The organism is Candidatus Methylacidiphilales bacterium (genome assembly GCA_030054035.1).
Lineage (GTDB): Bacteria > Pseudomonadota > Gammaproteobacteria > JASGCS01 > JASGCS01 > JASGCS01.
Map to the genome: position 1 here is coordinate 1 of JASGCS010000001.1, position 24,783 is coordinate 24,783.

Consider the following 24,783-nt stretch of genomic DNA (forward strand, 5'->3'; position numbering starts at 1 on the left):
AACCTCAGGAGCTTCAGGAACAATATCTCTTACCGCAACTGCAGGTTCTATCGGCTCCTCAACGAATCCCATTATCATTGAACGAACTTCAGGTAATTGGACTAGCTCAAACCTTACCCTCAAAGCCACCAATGGCTCTCTCTTTATTAAAACTGCATCTACTGGTGCACTCTCAGCGCTCACCGATGCAACACCATCTATTACCTTCTTACCAACTGGCACCTTCTCACTTGAACAAACTATTGGAGATATAACATTAACTAATTCTATAAATTTACCAAACTCAACAGTAATTATTAAAACTTTTGGAACTAATGCGTCAATTAATTTACAATCATATTCAATAACCGCTTCAGTTGTATCACTTTCAGCATTAAACTCAATTCATTATTTTCCAAACTCTAGCGCAAGTATACAAATAACTGCAAGTTCAATTAAACTCACTGCTAAAACTATTGCAACATACTCATATCCATTGAATCTAGATATGTTAAATACCATAGGTAATAAATATATCTACATTTTTTCTTCGTATGTTTATTTTGGTAAAATTATTGGTCGAGGTGATTTATTTATTAATGCAGACAGCCCTAATGCAGACAGCACTAATGCAGACAGCCCTGTTCCCTCTAACCAGAATGTTAAATTAAGTGTTCAGGAAGTAGGTAATAGTGATAGTGCGCTTCGATTTAATAATATTATGATAGGCAGTTCTGGCAGTTCTGGCAGTTCTAGCAGTTCTAGTGTTCAGTCGATTTCAAATGGACATTGCGCAGAAGACTCAAGAGGTAGAGTGTTAAATTTTGATGAAAGTAATTGTGTTAACTCTAAACCTTTTTATAAAGTAGCAAATTTTAATTTTAACGACACTCTAAAAATCTACACAAGTTCTTATATTGGAACAGAAACTAAGGCACTATATATTGATTTTGATGCGGTAAATAAAAGACATAAATTAGCACCAAATGACGTGTTGGTTACGGCAAGTTCAGGTTTGGAAGCGTATCTGTACGCTAATACATCAATACTAGATCAGCAAAATGATATTAGAAAAGCTATAGCTGATGGATATATTGTAATTACAAATTTTAGCACTATTGCTGTACCGAATTTTAATATTGTTTTGACTTTTCCAATTGTCTATGTACAGGTCGAACCACCTCAAGAAATTGCATTGTTTAAAGTCTCTGATGAGCCAATACAAACCTGCCCAGATCAGGCTTTGTCAGAACAAGCCTACTTAGAGCTAAAAAAATTGAATATTCCTGGATGCGAAGATTCCTTAAGGATTGCTAGTGCTGATGCAAACAGGGTAGATTCCTCTGAATTAAAAAACAATTCGGTCAATGTTACTTTACCATCCCCAACCCCGCCCACCATTCCGTTAACGACATCTGAAGAGCCCCAGAATTTAGCACCCTCATCTGCTCCTGCCACTTCTCAAGGTAAATAAAATTAAATTAAATACGGGCGTAAATACTTGCCAGTCTCAGATTTTTTATTTTGTGTGACTTCTTCAGGTGTCCCGGTGGCAATAATTTGACCACCAAGATTACCACCTTCAGGTCCCAAATCGACCAGATAATCAGCTATTTTAATAATGTCTAAGTTGTGTTCGATGATTACAAGAGTGCTACCTTGATCTCTTAACTTTAACAAGAGTTGAATTAATTTTGCAATATCATGAAAATGCAAACCAACTGTTGGCTCATCAAGTAAATATAACGTTTTTCCAGTATTTCTTTTTGAAAGTTCTTTACTCAGTTTAATTCTCTGCGCCTCACCACCTGATAAGGTTGTTGCAGATTGACCAAGTGTTAAATACCCAAGGCCAACATCAAGTAAGGTTGATAATTTAGAGTAGATATGAGGATGATTTTTAAAGAACTCGCACGCTTGAAGTATGGTTAAGCATAAGACATCGTAAATATTTTTATCTCTGTAATAAATTGAGAGTGTTTCCTGATTAAAACGTTTGCCTTTACAAAGCTCACAGGTGACATAGACATCAGCTAGAAAATTCATTTCAACATGCTTGAGCCCATCTCCTTCGCATTCCTCACATCTGCCACCGCTGACATTAAAACTAAATCTACCCGGATTAAAACCTCTTGCTTTTGCATCAGGTGTTTGAGAAAAGAGCATTCTGATTAAAGTAAATAATCCGACATAGGTTGCTGGGTTTGATCGTGGCGTTCTTCCAATTGGACTCTGGTCAATATTTATAATTTTATCTAGTAAATCTAGATTTTCAATCCCATCACAGTTTTTTGGATTGCTTTCACTTTGATGCAAGTGATGCGCAACGATTGGGTAGAGTGTTCCGTTTATCAAAGTTGATTTTCCTGATCCTGAAACACCTGTAACACAGGTAATACACCCAACTGGAAATGAGACCGTTACATTTTTTAAATTATTGCCATGCGCGTTTTTAATTGTAATTTTTGGTTTGTCTAAATAAGATTTTCGCTGAGATGGTATCGGTATGAGGAGTTCTTCTCTTAAGTATTTTCCCGTTAATGAATCAGGGTGTTCCATTATTTTCTTTGGAGTGCCACTGGCAATGACGCTACCTCCTTCAACGCCCGCACCGATACCTAAATCAACGATATGATCAGCGTTCAATATAGCGTCCTTATCATGTTCTACAACAATTACGGTGTTGCCTAGGTCTCTCAAATTAAAAAGCGTTTGAATAAGTTTTTGATTGTCTCTTTGGTGCAATCCAATCGAAGGCTCGTCTAACACATACATCACACCTACTAATCCAGCACCAATCTGGCTCGCCAGCCTAATTCTTTGTGTCTCTCCCCCTGAAAGCGTGTTGGCGTTTCGATTTAAACTTAAATAGCGCAATCCAACGTTGGTTAAAAATGTTAACCGTTGAACTATTTCATTAATGATTGGAGATGCAATATTTTTTTTATTTCCCAGTAACGGTAATGATGTAAAAGCGCTAAGCGCTTCTTCTATGTTTAGATTTGCTAGATCAGGAACACTAATTGTACCTATTTTCACGGAGCGGGCGGTGGGGTTTAATCTTGAACCTTCACATTCTTGACAAACACTTGTGCTAAATAATTTCAATAACTCGTCTCTAACTTCTGGAGATTCTGTTTCTTTATACCTTCTTTCAAGTTGTTTGGCAATACCTTCAAAGCTATGTTTTCTAATAATATCCTGACCTCTGCTACCTTTGTAAGTAAAAGGGATTCTCGTATGGTTATTACCATAAAATAGGATAGAACTGTGTTTTGCCGAAATTTTTCTGACCGGAATGTCAAGGCTAAACCCATAATAGGTAGCCAAGCTCTCTAGTAATTGCAGTGAGTAGTGATTTTGTTTCCCCCATCCAAGTATTGCCCCTTCGCGAATACTTAACTCAGGGTGCACAATGAGCTTCTCCTTATCTATAAAACTTGTAACTCCCAAACCATCACATGACAAACAAGCGCCAAGGGGATTGTTAAATGAAAACAATCTTGGTTCTAGTTCTCCCAACGAGAAATCGCATTGTGGGCAAGAGAATTTGGTTGAAAATAATATTGGCTGTTCAAGTTTCTCTGAAGTTATTTTGATAATACCTTTACCAAACACAATTGCCAGTTCAAGTGCGTCAGAAATTCTTTTACGTTTTGAATTTGTCAATACTAATGAGTCAATAATTAATGAAATATTGTGTTTTGTTTTTGGTTGTATTACTGGCATTGCATCAAGCATACAAACCTTACCATTGAGTTCAATTTTCATAAATCCCTTTGACTTTAACTCTTCAAATAATTGCTGATGACTCCCTTTGCCGTTTGTTATTAATGGTGCTTGTATGGAAACCATTTCGTTCTGAAGTTGTTCAAATAGACCCTCAATCATTCGGTCAACACTTTTAGCTTCAAGTGAAATTTGATGGGTAGGGCAGTGTGGAGTACCTACTCTAGCAAACAATAATCTCACATAGTCGGAAATTTCTGTAATTGTCCCAACTGTAGATCGTGGATTATGCGAGGTGGATTTTTGTTCAATTGAAATCGCTGGTGAAAGTCCTTCAATTGAATCAACATCTGCTTTATCCATCATGGTAAGAAATTGTCTAGCGTAAACTGATAGTGATTCAATATATCTCCGATTACCTTCTGCAAAAAGTGTGTCAAATGCAAGAGATGACTTTCCTGAACCTGAGACACCAGTAATAACTACAAGTTTGTTTCTAGGAATTTCTAAGGAAATATTCTTTAGATTGTGCGTTCTTGCACCCTTAATTACTATTTGTTTCATTACGATATAATATTAATGTAGGTATTATACGAAATTTACTCAATGACCATATTTGCTTTAGTAACCATGTTTATGACAAGGATGTTTGGTCTTTTCTTGTTGTTTCCTGTATTTATGATAAGTGCCCGTGATTACCCAGCTTATTCACCTCTACTTGCTGGTTTAGCTATAGGAGCCTACGGCCTTACCCAGGCATTGTTCCAAGTTCCCTATGGGGCATTATCTGATCGTTATGGACGTAAACTTGTTTTAGGGATAGGTTTTTTTATTTTTTCCCTAGGCTCGTTTATCGGGGTTTATGCAACTACAATGTATCACTTGTTGATTGCAAGAATAGTGCAGGGTTGTGGTGCGGTAAGTGCAATAATTCTTGCTCTTGCTTCTGACTCAACTTCGGCCAACCATCGCCCCTTAGTTTTTTTATTCTTTGGCCTTTCAATTGGCTTTGCTTTTATTATTTCTTTAAGCGTTGCGCCACTGCTTGTTTCGCACATCGGACTTTCAGGAATATTTTTAATTACCGCAATCTTATCACTTGTATGCATTTTTTTATTGTTTTGTGTAAATTCAAATCCTAGTAATTCAATGGAAGAAACTATTGCGATGCCTCAAATTGAGGAGAATAGTTATAAACAATCTTTTCACTCCGCCTGTATTTCTATAGCATTTTTACATGGGCTACTGACAATTATTTTTACTCGAGTCCCTGTGGTGTTATTGGATATGTACCATATCCCACTTACCAATCATACCTATGTTTATTTAGCTGTTCTTGTTGTTTCGACTTTTCCAGTGTACGCCATCATACGTAAACCTGTTTTGTTAGCACATTGGCGAAAAGTACTATTTAGCTCACTTGGGATTTTTGTGCTCACAGTACCGGTGCTGTTATTAGGGACTTTCTCTTTTAATTGGTACTGTTTATTCTTAGTGGTGTTTTTCACTGGTTTTTCACTGTTAGAAGGTTTTTTACCGCATATCTCTGTACAAGTAATCCCAAAATCTAAAAGAGGGGCATTACTCGGTGTTTATTCTACTTGTCAGTTCTTTGGAGCGTTTATAGGTGGTGTTTTAGGTGGTTTGGGTTCTCATTATTTATCTATCCATCAATTTACTTTTGGGTTATTTGTGCTATTATTTATATGGCTATTTGTATTACTATTAATAAACAATCTTGGTAGGGTAAAATTAAGACTGTTGCGAGGTTAAAAAAATCAGAAAATAGTATAAGTTAGTTTTTATAAAATGTAGTGAAATATACTAAACTAACTAGTGGAGAAAAAAATGAAAGGTATAAATAAAGTATTTTTAATTGGTAGAGTGGGACAAGATCCTGAATTCAGAACTTTACCTAGCGGTGAGAATTTTGCAAGTTTTAGTCTTGCAACCTCAGATCGATGGCGGGATAAAGCTTCTGGGGAGATGCGTGAGCGAACTGAATGGCACAGACTAACTTGTTGGGGGCGTACCGCTGAAATTGTTAAAGATTATGTCTCTAAGGGACTTTTATTATATATAGAAGGTCGGTTGAGAAATAATAAATGGCAAGACAAAGATGGGAACGAGCGACAAAGAACTGAAATCGATGTCCAAGAATTACAGATGTTATCACCTAAAAATACTTCTAGTGATCAAGGGGGCGGTGGTTATTCAAAAAACCAACCTGCACCATCCCAACCTACCCAATCAGGCCCTCCTGATAGTATGAATGGTCCTTCCAGTGAACTTGAGGATGATTTACCGTTTTAATTGTCTTGCTGCGTTGAACTGATAGATGATAGGTAAATCTTTTGGCTATCAGTTCGATTGGCTTGTAAAATGTTACTCATGGCCCAATTGTTAGAGACTGAAAGTGATACGTTAAAGAGCCAAGTGCTACCTGTATTTGTGCATACCTATGGTTGCCAGATGAATGAGTATGACACAACAAGATTAATGGATGCTCTAAAAAACACATTTACCATTGATGTAGTTTCCTCGCCGTATCTTGCAACGTTACTAATTATGAACACATGCTCGGTGAGAGAAAAAGCCGTTGATAAAATGTTTTCTGAATTAGGGATATGGAGCAAAATTAAAGCTAAAAATAAAAATCTAATTATAGCAGTCGGTGGTTGTGTCGCGAGCCAGGAGGGTACGTATGTGTTTAGGCGTGCCCCTTATGTTGATATTGTTTTTGGGCCCCAATCCTTACATCTACTTCCTACCCTGGTCACAAAAGCCGTCCAAGGAAAACGACACCAAACTGCAATTTCTTTTTTAGCGGAAGAAAAATTTGATCAATTACCTGACCATGTTGTTGAAACTGCTGAACACAATAAAAAACACTCATTTGTTTCTATTATGGAAGGATGTGGTAAATTTTGTTCATATTGCATCGTTCCGCACACAAGAGGTTCTGAATTTTATCGCGCCGTGGACAGTATTGTCCATGAAGTAAATTCACTGGTATCACAAGGGATCACTTCGGTTACCTTATTAGGCCAAAATGTAAACGCCTGGAAAGGTTTTTGGAAAGGAAGGCGAGTAGATTTTGCGTGGTTGCTTCATGTAATTGATGCGATTAAAGGTGTTTCAGAGCTTCGCTTTACCACCTCCCATCCACTTGAAATGACCAAGCGTTTAATAACTTGTTACTCAACAACCCGTTCCCTCGTTGCTGAGTTACATTTGCCAGTGCAATCTGGTAGCGATAGAATTTTAAAAAAAATGAAGCGGGGATACACCGCGGCTCAGTATATTTCGATAATTCAAGAGCTGAGAAAGATTTCACCAAATATCATACTTACTACGGATTTTATAGTTGGGTTTCCTGGTGAGACCGATGAAGATTTTCAATCAACCGTTTCTCTGATTAAAGAGTGCGATTTTGTTCGGGCGTATTGTTACATGTATAGTAAACGGCCTTTTACCAGTGCGCAACATATGGACAATCAAGTCCCACTAGCCCAAGCACAAAATAGACTTAAACATCTTCAAGACATGTTCATTAGTCGGAAAAAAATTGTGCAAAAAAACAATTACCAACCGATTTTATTTACATGAAAAATATCAGGCCAACTGAACATTTTGTTTTATCTCCAGAAAATAACCAGCAGTTACTTTGTGTCAATGGACATTTAGATTCCAATCTTAGATTTATCGAGGCTGCATGTCAGGTTTCAATCCATAATCGTGGCCATGAGTATTTTATTTTTGGCAATCAAAAAAATAGCTCAACGGTACGAGAGACGATTGAGTATTTTTACCATGAACAAAATCAACAACCCATCACAAAAGAAGAGATTATCACACATCTAGGTAATCAAAATCTACCTCTAACTTCTATCCATCATACCGAGACCAAAAGTTCTGAAAGTGTAACTATAGCGACACCATTAAAACTAATTTCGGTGAGTACACAAAATCAAAAAAATTACATTAATTCAATTAGAAAAAATGTATTAACATTTGGAGTTGGTTTTGCTGGTACCGGTAAGACCTACTTGGCTGTGGCTTCTGCAGTATCATTATTGTGTGAAGGTAGTATTAATAAAATTGTATTGGTCAGACCTGCGGTTGAGGCAGGTGAAAAATTAGGATATCTACCTGGCGATATTCAAGAAAAAGTAAACCCATATTTAAGACCTGTGTATGACGCATTAACTGAAACATTAGGACATACTAAGGTTTCTGATTTACAAGCAAGGGATGTTATTGAGATTGCGCCGTTAGCATATATGAGAGGTAGGACCCTGCAAAATGCTTTCATCATTCTCGATGAAGCACAAAACACTACACAAGATCAGATGAAAATGTTTTTAACTAGACTTGGTTACGGTAGTAAAATGGTTATAACTGGTGACGAATCCCAAATTGATGTGCCAAGACACCGCTCCGGACTACAACATATCTTGCATTTAATACAAGGTTTGCTTGATCGACGCCCCATAGGAGTGGTGAGATTTTATGCAAATGATGTTATGAGGCATCCACTAGTGGCAGATATAGTTCAAATTTATGAAAGTCAAGAAAAAAAACAAGCAGGGTAATGCCTCTTCACCATTTCCCCTAACAATACAGAATTATTGTTACGAATTTAAGCCCCCTATACATCTCATGAAAACTTGGTTACAGGCTGCTGGTTGGAAAAAACACCAACCCCTCAGTTTGCTTTTTTTTGGACTTAGCAGAATGAAGACAATTAACGGTAACACACGGGGACGAAATGTACCTACTGATGTTTTGAGTTTTCAAGTGCATAACCCAACACTTTCAAAATATACCTGTGTTCAAAATAATATCTCTGTCCCAATAGCATACTTTGGTGAAATTGTTTTATGTCCTTCGTATATCGCCTCCGATGCCAAGCGATATGGCTTACCCTTTACCCAAAGACTTGCGCATGTAACCATTCACGCCTTTTTACATCTGATTGGTTATGATCACGTTACTAGCCGAGATCAATTAGTGATGGAAACGAAAGAAATAAAGGTGCTGCGCTCACTTGATATTCCCAATCCATACCTATGGCAATGAATTCTATACAAACAATGAAGCGCTTTTTATTTGCTCTGGTACGGAAAGAGTTAAACTATTTACCAACTACTTCCACCGAATTAGCCCTACTTATCGAGGAAGTCGCAAATAGATCACAAGGTAAGGTAATTGATTTTTCTGTAGTCCCAATGTTAAAAAGTTTACTAAGATTTTCTGAGTTAACCGCTAGACAAGTAATGGTACCCCAGTCGACGATGAAAGTGGTTAATAAGGAAAGTGATTTGGATGAAATTATTGAAGTGATGAGTTCGTCTGGTCATTCAAGGTTTCCGGTCATTGGTAAATCAAGAGATAATGTCGAGGGTATTGTGTTGGCAAAAGAAATATTTTGCTTCGCATCTCATTTTAAAAAAGAAAAAGAACGATTTGTATGGAATGATTTTATCAGAACTCCACAGTTCGTTCCTGAATCTAGATCCATTAATGTCTTACTCAATGATTTTAAACGCACCCATAATCACATGGTTTTAGTGGTTAATGAATATGGAAGTGTTTCTGGTCTGGTAACCATTGAGGATGTGTTAGAGGAGATTGTGGGCGAAATTGTTGATGAAAGTGAAAGAGAGATTGTCGAGCAAATTATCCAATTAGATAAACATCACTATCTTATTCACCCACACACAACATTATCAACTTTACAAAAACAGTTACAAATTGATCTACAAAGCGATACCCAAGACACTATTGCGGGATATATATTTGAAAAATTAGGTAGATTAGCGAAAAAAAAAGATGTGGTCTCCTTTGATACCGGTGAGTTTGAGATTGTGAAAGCCAATAAACGAGGAATTGAAAAAATAAGATTAACCTTGTTTGATTCTGATCATTAGTCATAGTGTGGTGCAGAGTTTTGTAGCATTTCTAGTAGGAGGGCTAGGCGCGTTTGGTTTTGCTCCTTATTCAAGTGTCCCCCTGCTTGTATTAAGCCTATGGTATTACTGTGTTTCAAAAGGAGGTTTTTTTTGGGGAGTAGGCTTCTTTCTTACTGGTGTTTACTGGGTCTATGTCCCAATAATTCAATTTACTAGCGCTACTTGGTATTTGGCAATTGTAATGGTATTTTTGTTAGTAGTTGTGCTCGCGTTATTTTCCTATTTGCCAAAAGTTATCTTGGCGCGATGTATCCCAGATTCTATACACTATCTCGCGCTCCCTGTCTTGTTTTCTATCGGCGAGTACTGCAGAACTTTTATCGGCGGAGGGTTTCCCTATCTTATGATTGGTGACGCATTAAGTGGCACAGTGCTTGATGGATTGCATCCAATCTTGGGTTCGTTAGGCAGTGGTTTTTTATTACTAGCTACCGTTTCTTTTGTATCTAGATTAGCTAAGAAAAAACAATGGTCAGGTATACTTCTAACCACAACAATTGTTATTTTTATTCAAACTAGTTTAGGTTTTATTTCTTGGACAAAACAGGTTTCTTCAGATCATGCTATAGCGCTTATCTCAACCCAAGTCAAGCAAAGTATTAAATTTACCTCATCTCAAGCGTTGCAAACTCTTAAGAATATTGAACTACTCTCCACAAGTACTCTTTCAAATAATTCAGTGCAGATTATAATTTTTCCAGAAACAGCAATTCCTTTTAGTAGCGATAGCGTTATCCCGATGTTGCAATCCATCAAAAAACAAATGCGAGATGATCAAATGGTCATTACTGGAATATTTTTACCTCATACGCAAGGCTATTCTAATGGGATCCTTGCGTTTACTTCTACCAATCAATATGAATATCGTAAAAGGCAATTAGTGCTTTTTGGTGAATTTTGGCCAAACATTCCAGGTGCAAACATTATTTCAAATCTTTTGAATATTCCGTTTTCTTCACTCAAGTCGGGTGCAAAACAACAAATGCCATTGATATATAAAGATTTTTATCTAATTCCTACGATTTGTTTTGAAGTAGGTTACTCAAGATTATTCAGACACAATCCCGCTCAAAAAAGTGCATTTATTTCAATTAGTAATAACGGTTGGTTTGGTAATACCAGAGCGTCAGATCAGCAATTACAAATAGCAATCAGTAGAGTTCGAGAATATGGTAAACCGTTATACCTTGTTTCAAATTATGGCACTACTACTCTAATAACCACTGATGGAAAAACTCAAAATCCAATTACTTCTACTGATGGTGTAATGAAATATCCTCTTTTAGCGACTTTGGGAAGTACCCCTTATAATATATGGGGGAATATACCAGTGGTTATAATCTGGTTACTGATTTTGAGTATTGTTATAAGGTATGTCATTAAAGAAAAACGAAAATTACCAGTTTGATCTAATAGAAAAAGAAGTTCAAGAATTTTGGCAACATGACAAAACGTTTGAAGTGGAAGTGGATAATACAAAAGAAAAATTCTATTGTCTTTCTATGTTCCCTTACCCGTCAGGGAAGTTGCATATAGGTCATGTAAGAAATTATACTTTAGGAGACATAATTGCACGCTATCAGAGACATCAAGGTAAAAATGTATTACAACCTATAGGGTGGGATGCGTTTGGATTACCGGCTGAAAATGCTGCGAGAATAACTAATAGCTCACCTGAAGTTTGGACTAAAAAAAACATAGCTGAAATGCGCACCCAATTAGTACGTCTAGGCTATGGCTATGATTGGCGCCGAGAATTAGCAACATGCGATCCAAGTTATTATAAATGGGAGCAGTGGTTATTCACCAAATTAATTCAAGATAAAACCAAAGGATCTCCCTTAAGAAAATCCGCAACTGTAAATTGGGATCCGGTTGATCAAACAGTGCTTGCCAACGAGCAAGTCATAGAAGGGAAGGGATGGAGAAGTGGTGCGCCAGTTGAAAAGCGTGAAATTCCTAGCTGGTATTTTAAAATTACTGACTATGCCGAAGAGCTCTTAGTTGGACTTGATCAATTAACCGGGTGGCCAAAAGAAGTAATTCAAATGCAAAAGAATTGGATTGGAAAGTCTGAAGGAGCAACTGTTAGATTTTTACTCAACCTACCTTCCCCCTCAACCTACCCTTACTTGGAGGTCTATACAACTAGAGTTGATACTTTATTTGGAGTAAGTTATCTTGCTATTGCAAAAGAACATCCATTAGTGTCATTGTCGAAATATAAAAATGAAATAAAAGACTTTATTGAGATATGTAAATTAGGAAGTACTTCGGAGAAAGAAAGGGCTACTGAGCAAAAACTTGGATTCTTAATTCCTGATTTACATGCTATTCACCCATACACCAATACAGTAATTCCGATTTATATCGCAAATTATGTATTAATGGAATATGGTAGCGGCGCTATCATGGCTGTCCCGGCTCATGATGAGCGTGATTATGAATTTGCAATTAAATATACCTTACCTATTAAAGAAGTAATTTCACATGCAACCTTACCAATCCCTCACGCTGAGGAAGGTGTCTTGATTAATTCAGAGGAGTTTACAGGTCTTCCCAGTAAGGTCGCTAAAAATAAAATTGTTCAGTATCTATCTGCTAAAAATCTTGGCTTTGTTACTACTACATACCGACTAAGGGATTGGGGGGTTTCCAGACAACGGTATTGGGGATGCCCTATACCAGTCTGTTATAGTGAAGACGGCGCCGTTCATGCCCAAAATACTCTTCCAATTGTTTTACCAAACAAAGATTTCCAGACTTCGAATATTCAATCATTGGCTCACGATAAGGAGTTTCTGCACTCTTGTGCCCCAGGCTTGACTCGTGACCCAGATACTTTTGACACTTTTGTCGAATCAAGTTGGTACTATGCACGGTTTCCAAGTTATGACTCTGCTAACGCAATGATCGATCAAAGAGCTTCTTACTGGCTTCCAGTTGACCAGTATGTAGGTGGGATTGAGCACGCTGTATTGCATTTACTCTACGCAAGATTTTTTAATAAATTATTACGAGATCAGGGTTTAGTGCAATGCGATGAGCCTTTTATTTCTTTGTTGACTCAGGGCATGGTTTTGGCTCCTGCATATAAGCATGTAACTAAAGATGGCGGAATTGAATGGGTTTCGCCAGAAGATGTTATCACCCATAAAAAAGGAACAGATAGTTACTACACTGATAAGAGAGACGGCTCTCAGATACTCTGTGTTGGTAAGGAGAAAATGTCAAAATCTAAAAAAAATGGCGTTGACCCAGATCGATTATTAGATGAATATGGGGCAGATACATTACGTCTGTACATAACGTTTGCTGCCCCTCCTGAGCAAACGCTCGAATGGTCACCTGCTGCATTAGAGGGCTGTTCTAAGTTTTTAAAGAAAGTATACCTTTTATGTAGAAGCCATTCGGAAGATTTAATTACGCTGTACCAAGAATTCGGAATACCAAAAAAAACTATTGTCTCTCCATCAGCAACACTTAATCGAATTTGTGACGCTACTCAAAAAGCACTTTATGATTACGAGCGAAAACAATTTAATACAGTTGTTTCAAGTGCCATGATTATCTATAATGAGCTCGTGGATCACACAATTAAACAAAAGGATCAAACGTTGGTGTTTTTTTCAATTTACACTATTTTATTGCTCTTGTCTCCTATTACCCCTCACGTATGTCAATATTTATATCGTGAGTTGGGTTTCGGAGAAAATATCCTTAAAGCACCCTGGTTACAATCTAGTGAGTATAAAAATTCAAGCGAGTCTGTAACAATGGTGATTCAAGTGCATGGCAAAAAAAGAGGAATTTATGAGTGCCCGAGAGACTCTACACAATCAGAAGTAATTGCACTGCTCACCAATCATTCGCAGTATAGCAAACTCCTAACAACACAACCAAAAAAAATTATATTTATACCAAATAAAATATTAAATATTATTCCTAGTGAGAATGAGCCACATTCTTAAATTTCTTACTCTCACTATTTTGATTCAAAGTTGCTCTACCGTTTCTTACCAACAAGCACAGGCATTAGTATTAGATAAGAAAGTCTATATTCAATACCTACAAGCGAACAATGATTTTCAAACTGCGCTTGAAAAAGTGGTTCCTTTAGCCCAAGCACCTTCGGACATAGCGCTTACCATACATACAATTGAGATTAGAAATTCAACCGCATTATATAATTCACTTGGAGGTAGGCTTGAGAATGTTATTCTTGTCGTAGTTCAATTCTCAGTTACCTATCTTGGTAATCAATCAATGCTTTATCAAGCTCGTTCAATTTCTTTTTTCCCATCATTTCAATCGGAACAAAATAAATTTAATGCATTTAGTAATTCTGAAACATTAGTGTTGCTTGCCGATGTTTCACAACAGATTAAAAATAGAATCGATTGGTTTGTCTCAAGCGTTATGCCTTAGTAGTAACTATTCATGAGATAATTTAATATAATAGAGCAAAAGAATCATGGATTTTATCTACCCTTTAATTAGGCCCCTATTATTTTTACTTGACGGTGAGTTTTCTCATACTATCACCATTCAATTACTAGATAAATGTCCGTGGTTAGTTAGAAAGTTCAGCTTTTATAAACCTGTAGTGGTCTCTGGAGTTCAATTTAAAAATCCAATTGGCATAGCTGCTGGATTAGTTAAAAATGCAGATGCGCTTATTGCATTAGCTCGTATGGGGGTTGGCTCAATTGAGGTCGGTACCGTAACTCCTCATTGGCAATCAGGTAACGATGGTCCTAGGCTCGAAAGAATAATTTCAGATCAAGCACTCGTCAATAGAATGGGTTTTAATAATAAAGGTTTTTTAATAGTGCGTGAGCGCTTACTTGCTGTGAGAAAAAAGTTACAAAATATGAATGTCGTGATTGGGGTTAATATTGGCAAACAAAAATCAACTCCAATTGAAGAAGCGCATCTTGATTATATAGAAGGAATTCGTTTTTTCAAAACTTGTGCAGATTATTTTGTTCTCAATATCTCTTCCCCTAACACTAAAGATCTTCATTTGCTTCAATATGGAAATAGATTTAGTGATATGTTATCAAAAGTTACTACCTATTGGCAACAAATTGATTTACTTAATCAAGCGAAACCTCCTATTTTTATTAAAATATCTCCAGTCTTATCTGAAAAGGAAATTTCATTTATTATTGATTGTTGTGTTTCAGCTGGTATCAATACTATAATTGCTACTAATACTTTACCTACCGAACAAGGCGGCTTATCTGGATTACCGCTAGCTCAAAGAAGTAAAGAAACCTTAACTTTAATAAAAAAAATCAACCCTTCAATTCAAGTCATTTCTAGTGGGGGAATAATGTCTTCTCATGAGGGAATAGAAAGATTTCAGTTAGGCGCCTCAATTATTCAATTATATAGTGGCTTAATTTATCAAGGACCAGGATTAATTAGAAACATTGCCAAATTACTTGACAAATGATATAAAATATATTAGAATAATTCTAAAATATAAGGAGTCAAAAATGGAACTAAAAAATAGTAAAACTGAAAAAAATTTAAAAGATGCGTTTTCTGGTGAGTCGCAAGCCAACAGAAGATATTTGTATTTTGCTGCGAAAGCAGATGTTGAGGGTTACAATGATGTTGCATCTGTTTTTAGATCTACCGCAGAAGGTGAAACAGGTCACGCACATGGCCATCTAGAATTTTTAGAGGCAGTGGGTGATCCAGCTACTGGAAAGCCAATAGGCCCAACTGACGATAATTTGCGCGCTGCTATTGCAGGAGAAACACATGAATACACTGATATGTATCCAGGTATGGCAAAAGTTGCTCAGGAAGAAGGTTTTGCAGAAATTGCAAATTGGTTTGAGACCTTAGCAAAAGCTGAGCGATCTCATGCAAATAGATTTCAAAAAGCTCTTGATAGCTTAAAATCTTAATTTTCTTAGCGTAAATTTTAAATGAGTTTGCGTGAGGGAGGGCTAGATGCCCCAACCAGACATCCAGTTCTTTGGGATAAGCCAGAGTTTTATGATCAAGCCGAATTAGATAAAGAACTAACTAGGGTCTTCGATGTATGTCATGGGTGTCGTAGATGTGTTTCTCTCTGTGAATCATTCCCAACTCTTTTTGAACTTGTAGACTCGTCTACAAGTTTTGAAATTGATGGAGTGGATACAAAAGATTTTCAAAAGGTAGTTGAACAATGCTTTCTATGTGATCTTTGTTATATGACAAAATGCCCTTATGTGCCTCCCCATGAATGGAATATAGACTTCCCTCACTTGATGCTTCGCGCAAAAATTGTTAGATTTGCTAAAACAGGTAGTTCACTTCGCGAGAAAGTTCTTTCATCTACAGATATAGTTGGTAGGATTGCTTCAATCCCAGTTGTTAAGTCTGTAGTTAACTCAACTAATACAGTAAAACCATTTAGAGTTCTTTTGGAAAAAGCGCTAGGAGTGCATCGTGAGGCATCTTTACCTACCTATCAACGATTATCACGATCATCACTTATTGACAATCAACCCATTTCAAAATATAAAGTTTTGTTATTTGCAGGTTGCTATGCTAATTACAATAACCCATCTCTAGCTGAAGATCTAGTTTCGGTATATCAACACCAATCCGTCTCTATTTCATTATTACCTAAAGAACAATGTTGTGGAATGCCAAAGTATGAGCTTGGTGATATTGCCTCTGTGGTAGCTATCAAAGAGGCCTTAGTTGACGCTCTCTTTCAAGCGGTTTGTGATGGTAAAAAAATCGTTATTCCAGTTCCATCATGTGTATTGATGATGCGACAAGAGTGGCCACTATTGTTTCCAAATGATGAAAAAGTACTTGCAATATCTAAATCAATTTATGATCCATGTGAGTTTTTAATGAAAATTCATCGTGAACAATTGCTCAATACTAATTTTAAAAATACTCTGGGTGTTGTAAGTTACCATGCTTCTTGCCATCAACGAGTGCAAAATATAGGCTCGATGACTAGGCAATTACTTCAACTTGTGCCAGGCACAACTGTCCATACTATAGAGCGCTGTTCAGGACATGATGGAACCTATGGAGTAAAAAAAGAGACATATCCAATTGCTAAAAAATTAGCCAAACCTATTAGCGACGCACTTAGTAAACAAAAGTCAAATTATTTTTGTAGTGATTGTTCTTTGGCAGGCAACCATATTGTTCATATTCATGCAAACGCGACCAATCATGTGTTCACTAATTATCACCCACTTTCACTAATTAAAATCGCATATGGAATCTAATCTTTCAAAATTGCATATTTCCGATTTTCTAAATATTCGTGAGTATGAATTAGTTAGAAACGAATGGACAAAAAAGATTATCGCCCATAAACAAACGAGAAGATTACAAATTAACGAACATATTATGTTGTGCTTTGAAGATAAACGTACCATTTGGTATCAAATTCAAGAAATGATCAGAATAGAAAAAATCCATTCTTCAGAACTTTTGTTAGAGGAAATTGATGCCTACTCGCCGCTAATCCCTAATGGTAGTGAGTTTAAAGCAACGATGATGATAATGTATGAAGATGCTTCCACGCGAAAAGAGTGGTTGACTAAATTAAAAAATATTGAGCATACGGTTTGGGTTGCGATTGGTGATCACCCACCTATTTACGCAATTGCTGATGAGGATTTGCCTAGAAGTGACGAAGAAAAAACCTCTGCGGTTCATTTTTTGCGTTTCCCCTTAACAGAATCTCAATGTAAAGATTTTAAGAAAGGGGCGCAGGTGTCAATTGGGGTTGATTGTAAAGTGATTACCTTAGATACTATTATGCTTTCAGATCATTTACGCAAAGCATTACTGAAGGACTTGCTGTAAAAAATAATCTCTGCCCCATTTAAAGTATCTGAACACAAGCCAAACTCTTTTGCTAATTCTTTAACCAAGTCTTGAGGTAGTTTATTTTTTGGATACAGGTCAATTAACTCTTTTGTTGTAGAGTCAAACATATGAAAATGAGGTGCTGTATTGGTATCATAATATGTGCGATTAGGCTCAACGACAACTTCATTAAGTAGCCCTTTTTGTACAAAAATCTTTAATGTGTTGTAGATCGTGGCAAGAGAAATAATTTCCTCCTTTTTGTTAATTGAATTGTATAGTTGCTCAGCAGTCACATGCATGTGAGATTGGAGTAAAAATTCCAGTAGCACAACCCTTGGCTTGGTAATTCCTAAACCATATTTACGAAGAGTGGCGACGCTTTCATTCGACATTTTTTGTTATTATATCACTTTGAGGGTTAAAATAGTATTAAATGAACCCAGTCTATTGGTATGCGTCTGACGATCATGTTATCGTGAATGAGTATCTTGAAGTTTGTAAAAAAAAACATGGTTGTAGCAAAGCTATCTTAGAAATTATTGATGACTATCGAAGTTTTGATTGGAACATGATTGTGGAGTTAAGAGATGCACAAAGTATTTTTGATACAAAAGAGAGCATAGTAGTAATTCTAAATCTACCTTCTGACCCAGATAAATCACTTAACGCTGCAGGAAAGCAAGTAATAGACGACTGGATGGTAAAATCTAAATCTACCGTATTGTTTATCCGTTCACCTCTGTATTCTTATGGGGTTAAGAACACAACGTGGTATAAACAATATAAAAGTATTGGGATAATCCATGAAATTTCTTTGACACAAGATGAAATCGTAACTTGGATTGATAGGCGGGCAAAACAGAAGGATCTGAATTTAACTCAAGATCAAATAGATAAACTCATAGGAACATTTAGTGGTAAATTAGATTCAATTGAAAATGAACTTACCATCATGTCTTACTCTTCACACGCCCTCAAGGTGTTGCCAAATGTATCTAGATCACTTTCTGAATTAAGTGAAGAGCTTCCAAAGAAATCGCTCGCAAACCTCATTGCCTTAATTAATACTTATGAAAAACAAGCCGAGGACCCTATGCAGGTATTTTCAATAATCTCTTTCTTTATTAATAAGTGTTTTAAGACAGATATTGGACTCTGGAATTATAAAAGTGGCGTTACCATTCGTGGAAAAGCTGCTGCTGCGCGCTTTTATGAATTATTAGCAGTAGAATTAGCAATAAAAGGTATGAGAGGTGCTCCACCTTGGTTTGCAATACGTGAGTACGTTAGACGTATTGCTTCATAGAAGATGAAAAACTACATACATTCTTTAGTCATATCCGCCAAAGATGCCGCTATAACTATGAGAGAAAGTGGGCCCCTGCAACGCAATGAGGCCTTACGGATTGCTGCATTGGAAATTAAAAATCGAGCTTCATATATACTTGATGAGAATGAAAAAGATTTTATTCAAGCAAAATCACAAGGGTGCGATCAGTTCATTCTTGCGCGATTGCGTTTAACCAAAGAAAAAATTGATAGAATTTTTGATTCTATTCAGGCTGTGGTTCAGCTTCCTGAAGTAATTGGCGTGACTGATTCTAAACCCCAGCAGAATGGCATCACGGTTGGTACTATGAGAGTTCCAATTGGAGTGATTGCAATAATTTATGAGTCTAGACCGAATGTTACTTCAGAATGCGCTTCACTCTGCTTAAAATCAGCTAATGCTGTGATTCTTCGTGGTGGTAAAGAGTCTATCAATACAAACCGAGCAATACATACTTGCTTTCAAGTTGCGCTAGAAAAAGTTTCACTTCCAAGTGGGTGTGTGTTGTTTATTGATAACACTGATTACGCATTAGTACAGTCTTTATTATCTATGAATCAGTGGATTGATTTAATAATTCCTCGCGGTGGAAAATCATTAATTGAAGCGGTAAGAAAACACTCTACTATCCCTAGATTAGATCACCTTGATGGGGTATGTCATATTTACCTAGATGAAACAGCCGATGAATCTATTGCTATTCGGATTTGTAAAGATGCAAAAATGCCACATTATGCTATGTGCAATTCCGTAGAAACAATTCTAATTCACCATTCTAGGGTTCCTGACCTAGCCCCAAAGTTGGTAGATGAGTATCAGAAATTAGGCGTCGAAGTTCGTGCCTGCCCAATAATTTCTTCTCACGTTTCTGGCACTGTTCCAGCCACAGAAGAAGACTGGCATACAGAGTATTTAGCCCCAATCATTTCTATCAAGGCAGTTCCCACCCTAACAGCCGCTATCGCTCATATAGAAACTTTCGGATCCCATCATACTGATGCAATTATCTCTAAAGATCAAAAGTCTATTCAAATATTTCAAAAGCATGTAGATTCAAGTTCCGTGATGATAAATACCTCAACAAGATTAGCGGATGGGTTTGAGTATGGCCTTGGTGCAGAAATAGGAATTTCTACTGCCAAACTACATGCCCGTGGACCGGTTGGATTAGAAGGGCTAACTTCAAAAAAATTTATTGTATTTTCTGATGGATCGGTTAGAAATTAAACCAAGTAAAACATTGTGTATTTATGGCGGTGCGTTTGATCCACCTCACCGTGGACATCTGCATTGCGTATTAATCGCAAAAAAGTATTTTCCTAATGCAAAAATTATTGTGTTACCTACACCAACAAACACTACATCAAAAAATACAAAAAGTTCTTTTTATCATAGATTTAAAATGGTTAAGTTACTCATGCCGCCCTATGTTTATGTTAGTGCCATTGAACAGCGCCGAAAATTTATTTACTCATATCAAACCCTTCGCTACTTAAAACAAGGTCGTTTTAAACAATATGTATTCCAATGTATTATCGGGGATGATCAATTAACTAATTTCACAAACTGGGAATATTGGAAAAAAATTCTTACCTTAGCTCATTTATTTGTTATCCCTAGACTTTTATCTAAATCGGCAATCGATACATTATGTGTTCGTTTGCGCAAACAAGTTCCAATGATGTTGGGAGTATCCGTTGCTTCTCAGAAACCTGTTTTAATTAGTTCAACTCACTTGAGAGAAAGTGTTTTTGAACCCCCACCTAACATTCGCATGTACAGCAAAAAAAACAAACTCTATCGATATGCCACGTATTCCTGAACTTCTAACTTCAATTATCTCTATCTTAGAGGATCAAAAAGCAACTGAGATATTTTATACTTCAGTAAAAAAACACACGAGCCTGTGTTCGTATATTGTTGTCGCTTCTGCGCGATCTACCAAACATGCGTACGCTTTAAGCGATATGGTCATAGAGCTATGTGAGGATAGCTCATTACCGTTAGCGCATAGGGAAGGTGATAGTTCTAGTGAGTGGATCTTGATTGATGCTGGCAGTATTATTGTGCATGTTATGACCCCAGAGATGAGAGCTTTATATTGCTTAGAAAAGTTATGGCACTAACTTTGACGATTAGAAATTGGTCAAAGCGAATATTTATTTGGTTATTTTCATTTAGTATCGTGTGGTTGTTGATTATGCACTTGATAGTCTACGGAATAAACACAAGTTTATCCAAACCAGTAAATGATTTTATAACCACCTATTTTAAAAATAAAACTAACCTGACTCTTTCCCATGCTGGAATAGTAGCAAGTACTAACGGATATTCGGTTACATTCTTAATAAAAAACGTCGCTATCTCCACCAGTGATAAAAAAAATATTGTTCCGAATATTGATCATATTGAAATAACTCTTGCATTACTCAATTATTTCAATTTTATAAATCCCTCAATCGCAGAAATTGTAATCTCAGGGTTGAAAATTAAAATAACTCGAGTTTCTGATTTTGATTTTAACGTGGCGAATTATGCATTATCATTTCAAAATAAATCTACAAGCAACCCGTTAGCTAAGCTCGGTAGAGTTCCATGGACTGTTATCATACTATCAAGTGAGGTTGAGTATAGTGACTTGGCTCATCCAACTCAAATTATAATAAATCCAGAAATAACTATAGCCAACAGCGCAAAGCAACTTTCGGTAACATTAAAGAGTTCACTTCCTATTCAATACGGCACTAATCTACAAGCCTTAATTGAATTAAACAAAAGTGATGCTACAATCCAAAGTTTTAGCTTAAGACTTAATAATATTAATATTAAACCAATATTTGAGGTTACTAGATTGGCTAAATATCTGAAACATAGTAATGCTAATCCCAATATATCCTTTGTATTATTTGGAAATAAAATACAAAAGCAATTACAAATCAAGGGTTCGTTTATTGTGCAAGAATTAGAAAATAAAACTTCACTCCAATCTAGTTTTACTCTCGATGATTTAGGAAATACCTATTCTTTGTGGATCAAACGACTTTCGGTTTTGCAAGGAGAGAGAAAAGTTTTACTAGGAAATGATATTCAAGTCGTTATCGATACCCATTTAGATAATACTATTCAGTTCAAAAGTGCTTATATTTCCCATCTTGTTTCACATCGATTTGAGCTATCTCCTTTTTTAATCACCGACCATATCCCAAATCATGTCAACTTACAAAATACTTATTTTTCTGGAGAATTAAATAAAGTGTCCATTGCGTTTGAAAATGGTTTTGCTTCTCGGATGTCTATGAACGGCCTTATCTCTATTTCTGAAGCAGCAATTAATGATCAATATTACATCACCAATACTCGACTAGTAATTACCTCTGTACCAGGAGATATACGAATAGCGGTAACTGGCATTAATGTTACACTCAAAGTATTCGAGTTGTTTCCTCTAAACAAATACGCTGATTCGTTATCAGGCATATTGAGAGTTAGAAGCTCAGGCGATAATGTATCATTAATAAGCGAACGTATTACATTACAAAATAATGGGAGCAAGCTTTATGGTCAATTACTTTTAAGGTATAAAAAAAATTACTCTCCTTATTTGAACTTATATCTCGTTGCCGATACTTTTGATGGTGTGACTGGATTGAATTCAATACCACACAGTATACTTAACACCCAGCTATCATTTTGGCTTACTAACTCGGTTACAAGCGGCGTCGCAACAAATTTTAAACTTTTGTATGCAGGTAACTTGTTATACTCATTACCTTCTGCGGGTCCAGAGGTGCTTGAAATTAACTTTGATTTTCATTCAGTATCATTACGATATCAATCTCAGTGGCCAATTGTTAAATCATTGGTTGGACGATTTAACTTCGCTAATAATTCACTTCGGATTATCATTGATGATTCAATGATTTACACTATGCACACAAAGGGGACAATTGAAATTACTGATTTTAAGCAAGTTGTACTACACGCAACGTTACATGTTTCTGGCAGCGCAACAGAATTTAAGGAGTTTGTTCTTAATTCGCCACTTACAGCTTTTCTGGGAAAATTTGTCAATACTGTCACAATGGAAGGCCAATTTAAATCTTTACTAGCTTTTTCAATTCCGATACTAGACCCTACACTTGATCGAGTTGCTCTTCAAGGTTTAGTTATCCCCACAATATCAAATTGTAAAATAAATCAAAGTCATATAACGGTGTCAGATGTCAATGGATTAATTTATTATAACGAACATTCAGTTTATAGCGATTCTATATCGGCTCAATATGATGGTGAGCGCCTTGAGACATCAATTCGTACAATTTACAATAATGATAACCATCAAGTAGTATTAGAAATGAAAGGGCGTGCATCGCTACAGGCTCTCAGCGGTGTTCCAAATATCATTACCACCTTAGGAGTTCATGGTAAGACAAATTTTACTTTAGATATGTTGATCCCCATGCGTACCGCAGTATTACCTTCTGTGGCCACAATTAAATCAAACATGATCGGTATTTCAATACAACAATCAAACCAGCTTCAAAAGAAAATCGAAGAAGTAAATCCTTTACTAGCACAAGTATACATTTATAATGACAAACTCGTAATAACAGCTCGGCTAGAAAAAAAAGCCAGTACCACACTGTCTTTTTTAAAACAAGCCGGTCAATTTCAGTTAGCTAGTGGGGTAATAACTTTAGGGGAAGGGATGGATCAGGTCCAAACTCTGGAACTACTTTCAAAACAAAAATTAGATATTAACGCTAAGCTATCAAAAATAGGGATCGATCCTTGGCTTGAGCTAAAAAATGCAGCTTCTGCATCTTTAATACCAATCCCAATTATATTGAAATTAAAGAGTGAGCAATTATTTTATAATAACTATATAATCAACAATAATGAGATGAAATGTGAGCTTAGTTCACAAACTCAGTTTAATTGCGATTTGACCTCAACTGAAATAGACGGCGCAGTGTTAAAAACTCCTAATCAACCACTCACGTTCTTAATAACAAGACTTGTAATAGGAAATAGAAATCTCGCAAAAAAAATTGGATTTAGTAAGTTTAGACCCACCCAACTCCCAGCATTTGTAATGGATTGTGCTTATTGCCAATACCAGGACAAAATTTTCAGGGATACTAAAATTTACAACTCTCCCCAACCAAATGGAGCATTACTGACGTTAATTATGCAAAATAAAATTACAGATTATTTAGGAAAAGTTCAATGGTTGCATGATGAAAATACTAATAGTGATCTTTCCAGGCTAGAATTTAATATTTCTAGTAAAAATATGGGTGGGGTGATGAGTGACATTGGATTCCCACAGGTGCTTGAAAAAGGTGAAGGTACTGCAAAAATTAAACTTGCATGGTCAGCCCCATTATTTTCAATTGATATAAACACTTTGAGTGGCGATGCTGATTTTGATCTTAAATCAGGAGTACTAAAATCTATTTCTCAAAACGAAGCTCAAAATTTACTAAGTATTTTAAATATTACACAGATTCCCAATAGAATTTTATTTGATTTTGATGATATTTCTAAACATGATAACTCAGACACTATTTTTGATCACATTACTTCGTCGTTTACACTCTCTCAAGGTGTGGCCTCAACATCTAATGCAAAAATACAAGGCAGTTTTGGATCCATTACGCTTTTCGGTACCGTTGATTTTAATGAACAACGCTTTAATTTAAACGCGCTTGTAATACCTAATATTTCTGATGCTTTGCCAATAATCACAGGATTTTTAGGAGGTCTCCCATTACTTCTTGGGTCACTTATTATAAACAAGGCAGTTGATAGCTCAGGAAAGAGCGTAAACACATTGGGTGCAGTAAACTATTCAGTAACTGGAAATTTCAATAATCCCACTATCGTTAAAGTTGAAAAAAAATAACACCCGTGAAA

21 protein-coding genes are annotated in these 24,783 nt (G+C 36.3%); 19 read left to right on the forward strand and 2 right to left on the reverse strand.

Annotated features, from left to right (window positions below):
- On the forward strand, window positions 1–1,453 hold a 1,453-nt coding region (locus QM538_00005; protein MDI9346883.1), incomplete at its 5' end, for a hypothetical protein.
- A 2-nt stretch (window positions 1,454–1,455) separates the two neighbouring features.
- On the opposite strand, the gene uvrA is transcribed toward QM538_00005, so the two are convergent.
- Complete coding sequence (gene uvrA / locus QM538_00010; protein MDI9346884.1) at window positions 1,456–4,272, reverse strand: excinuclease ABC subunit UvrA; 2,817 nt, start codon at window positions 4,270–4,272, stop codon at window positions 1,456–1,458.
- Between the two features lie 42 nt (window positions 4,273–4,314).
- Here uvrA and QM538_00015 point away from each other — a divergent pair, with 42 nt between their 5' ends.
- The 13 genes from QM538_00015 (at window position 4,315) to QM538_00075 (ending at window position 17,528) form a co-directional block, all read left to right on the forward strand.
- A complete protein-coding gene (locus QM538_00015) occupies window positions 4,315–5,481 on the forward strand; it encodes an MFS transporter (GenBank protein ID MDI9346885.1) in 1,167 nt (388 codons plus the stop codon).
- Window positions 5,482–5,544: 63 nt separating this feature from the next.
- Entirely contained in the window at window positions 5,545–6,021 is a 477-nt protein-coding gene (locus tag QM538_00020; GenBank protein MDI9346886.1) for a single-stranded DNA-binding protein, read from the forward strand.
- Window positions 6,022–6,099: 78 nt separating this feature from the next.
- Window positions 6,100–7,317 (forward strand): tRNA (N6-isopentenyl adenosine(37)-C2)-methylthiotransferase MiaB, encoded by a 1,218-nt coding sequence (gene miaB, locus QM538_00025; GenBank protein MDI9346887.1) that lies wholly within the window; start codon window positions 6,100–6,102, stop codon window positions 7,315–7,317.
- The gene (locus tag QM538_00030; protein MDI9346888.1) at window positions 7,314–8,303 is read left to right on the forward strand and encodes a PhoH family protein; all 990 of its coding nucleotides are present in this window, start codon (window positions 7,314–7,316) and stop codon (window positions 8,301–8,303) included. Before miaB ends, QM538_00030 begins: the two co-directional genes overlap by 4 nt.
- Entirely contained in the window at window positions 8,272–8,790 is a 519-nt protein-coding gene (gene ybeY, locus QM538_00035) for an rRNA maturation RNase YbeY (protein MDI9346889.1), read from the forward strand. The genes QM538_00030 and ybeY overlap by 32 nt, the downstream gene beginning before the upstream one ends.
- Window positions 8,791–8,804: 14 nt before the next feature.
- Complete coding sequence (locus tag QM538_00040; protein ID MDI9346890.1) at window positions 8,805–9,641, forward strand: hemolysin family protein; 837 nt, start codon at window positions 8,805–8,807, stop codon at window positions 9,639–9,641.
- Window positions 9,625–11,091, forward strand: a complete 1,467-nt coding sequence (gene lnt / locus QM538_00045) for an apolipoprotein N-acyltransferase (protein ID MDI9346891.1) — start codon at window positions 9,625–9,627, stop codon at window positions 11,089–11,091. Before QM538_00040 ends, lnt begins: the two co-directional genes overlap by 17 nt.
- Entirely contained in the window at window positions 11,057–13,654 is a 2,598-nt protein-coding gene (gene leuS, locus QM538_00050) for a leucine--tRNA ligase (GenBank protein ID MDI9346892.1), read from the forward strand. The genes lnt and leuS overlap by 35 nt, the downstream gene beginning before the upstream one ends.
- On the forward strand, window positions 13,638–14,111 hold the full coding sequence (locus tag QM538_00055; protein ID MDI9346893.1) for a hypothetical protein: 474 nt from the start codon (window positions 13,638–13,640) through the stop codon (window positions 14,109–14,111). Before leuS ends, QM538_00055 begins: the two co-directional genes overlap by 17 nt.
- 46 nt (window positions 14,112–14,157) lie before the next feature.
- Window positions 14,158–15,144 (forward strand): quinone-dependent dihydroorotate dehydrogenase, encoded by a 987-nt coding sequence (locus QM538_00060; protein MDI9346894.1) that lies wholly within the window; start codon window positions 14,158–14,160, stop codon window positions 15,142–15,144.
- A gap of 43 nt (window positions 15,145–15,187) precedes the next feature.
- On the forward strand, window positions 15,188–15,607 hold the full coding sequence (locus QM538_00065) for a rubrerythrin family protein (protein MDI9346895.1): 420 nt from the start codon (window positions 15,188–15,190) through the stop codon (window positions 15,605–15,607).
- Between the two features lie 21 nt (window positions 15,608–15,628).
- Window positions 15,629–16,942 (forward strand): heterodisulfide reductase-related iron-sulfur binding cluster, encoded by a 1,314-nt coding sequence (locus tag QM538_00070; protein MDI9346896.1) that lies wholly within the window; start codon window positions 15,629–15,631, stop codon window positions 16,940–16,942.
- On the forward strand, window positions 16,932–17,528 hold the full coding sequence (locus tag QM538_00075) for a DUF3501 family protein (GenBank protein MDI9346897.1): 597 nt from the start codon (window positions 16,932–16,934) through the stop codon (window positions 17,526–17,528). The genes QM538_00070 and QM538_00075 overlap by 11 nt, the downstream gene beginning before the upstream one ends.
- On the opposite strand, the gene QM538_00080 is transcribed toward QM538_00075, so the two are convergent.
- On the reverse strand, window positions 17,492–17,926 hold the full coding sequence (locus tag QM538_00080; protein ID MDI9346898.1) for a Fur family transcriptional regulator: 435 nt from the start codon (window positions 17,924–17,926) through the stop codon (window positions 17,492–17,494). The genes QM538_00075 and QM538_00080 overlap by 37 nt on opposite strands.
- A gap of 41 nt (window positions 17,927–17,967) precedes the next feature.
- Here QM538_00080 and QM538_00085 point away from each other — a divergent pair, with 41 nt between their 5' ends.
- From QM538_00085 to QM538_00105, 5 genes are read left to right on the forward strand one after another with little or no spacing between them, the layout of a single operon-like run.
- Window positions 17,968–18,840, forward strand: coding sequence for a hypothetical protein (locus tag QM538_00085; protein MDI9346899.1), 873 nt, complete (start codon window positions 17,968–17,970; stop codon window positions 18,838–18,840).
- A 3-nt stretch (window positions 18,841–18,843) separates the two neighbouring features.
- The gene (locus QM538_00090; GenBank protein ID MDI9346900.1) at window positions 18,844–20,091 is read left to right on the forward strand and encodes a glutamate-5-semialdehyde dehydrogenase; all 1,248 of its coding nucleotides are present in this window, start codon (window positions 18,844–18,846) and stop codon (window positions 20,089–20,091) included.
- A complete protein-coding gene (locus QM538_00095) occupies window positions 20,072–20,686 on the forward strand; it encodes a nicotinate-nicotinamide nucleotide adenylyltransferase (GenBank protein MDI9346901.1) in 615 nt (204 codons plus the stop codon). Before QM538_00090 ends, QM538_00095 begins: the two co-directional genes overlap by 20 nt.
- Window positions 20,670–20,990, forward strand: coding sequence for a ribosome silencing factor (gene rsfS / locus QM538_00100; protein MDI9346902.1), 321 nt, complete (start codon window positions 20,670–20,672; stop codon window positions 20,988–20,990). The genes QM538_00095 and rsfS overlap by 17 nt, the downstream gene beginning before the upstream one ends.
- Entirely contained in the window at window positions 20,981–24,772 is a 3,792-nt protein-coding gene (locus QM538_00105) for an AsmA-like C-terminal region-containing protein (GenBank protein ID MDI9346903.1), read from the forward strand. Before rsfS ends, QM538_00105 begins: the two co-directional genes overlap by 10 nt.
- Window positions 24,773–24,783 lie beyond the last annotated feature (11 nt).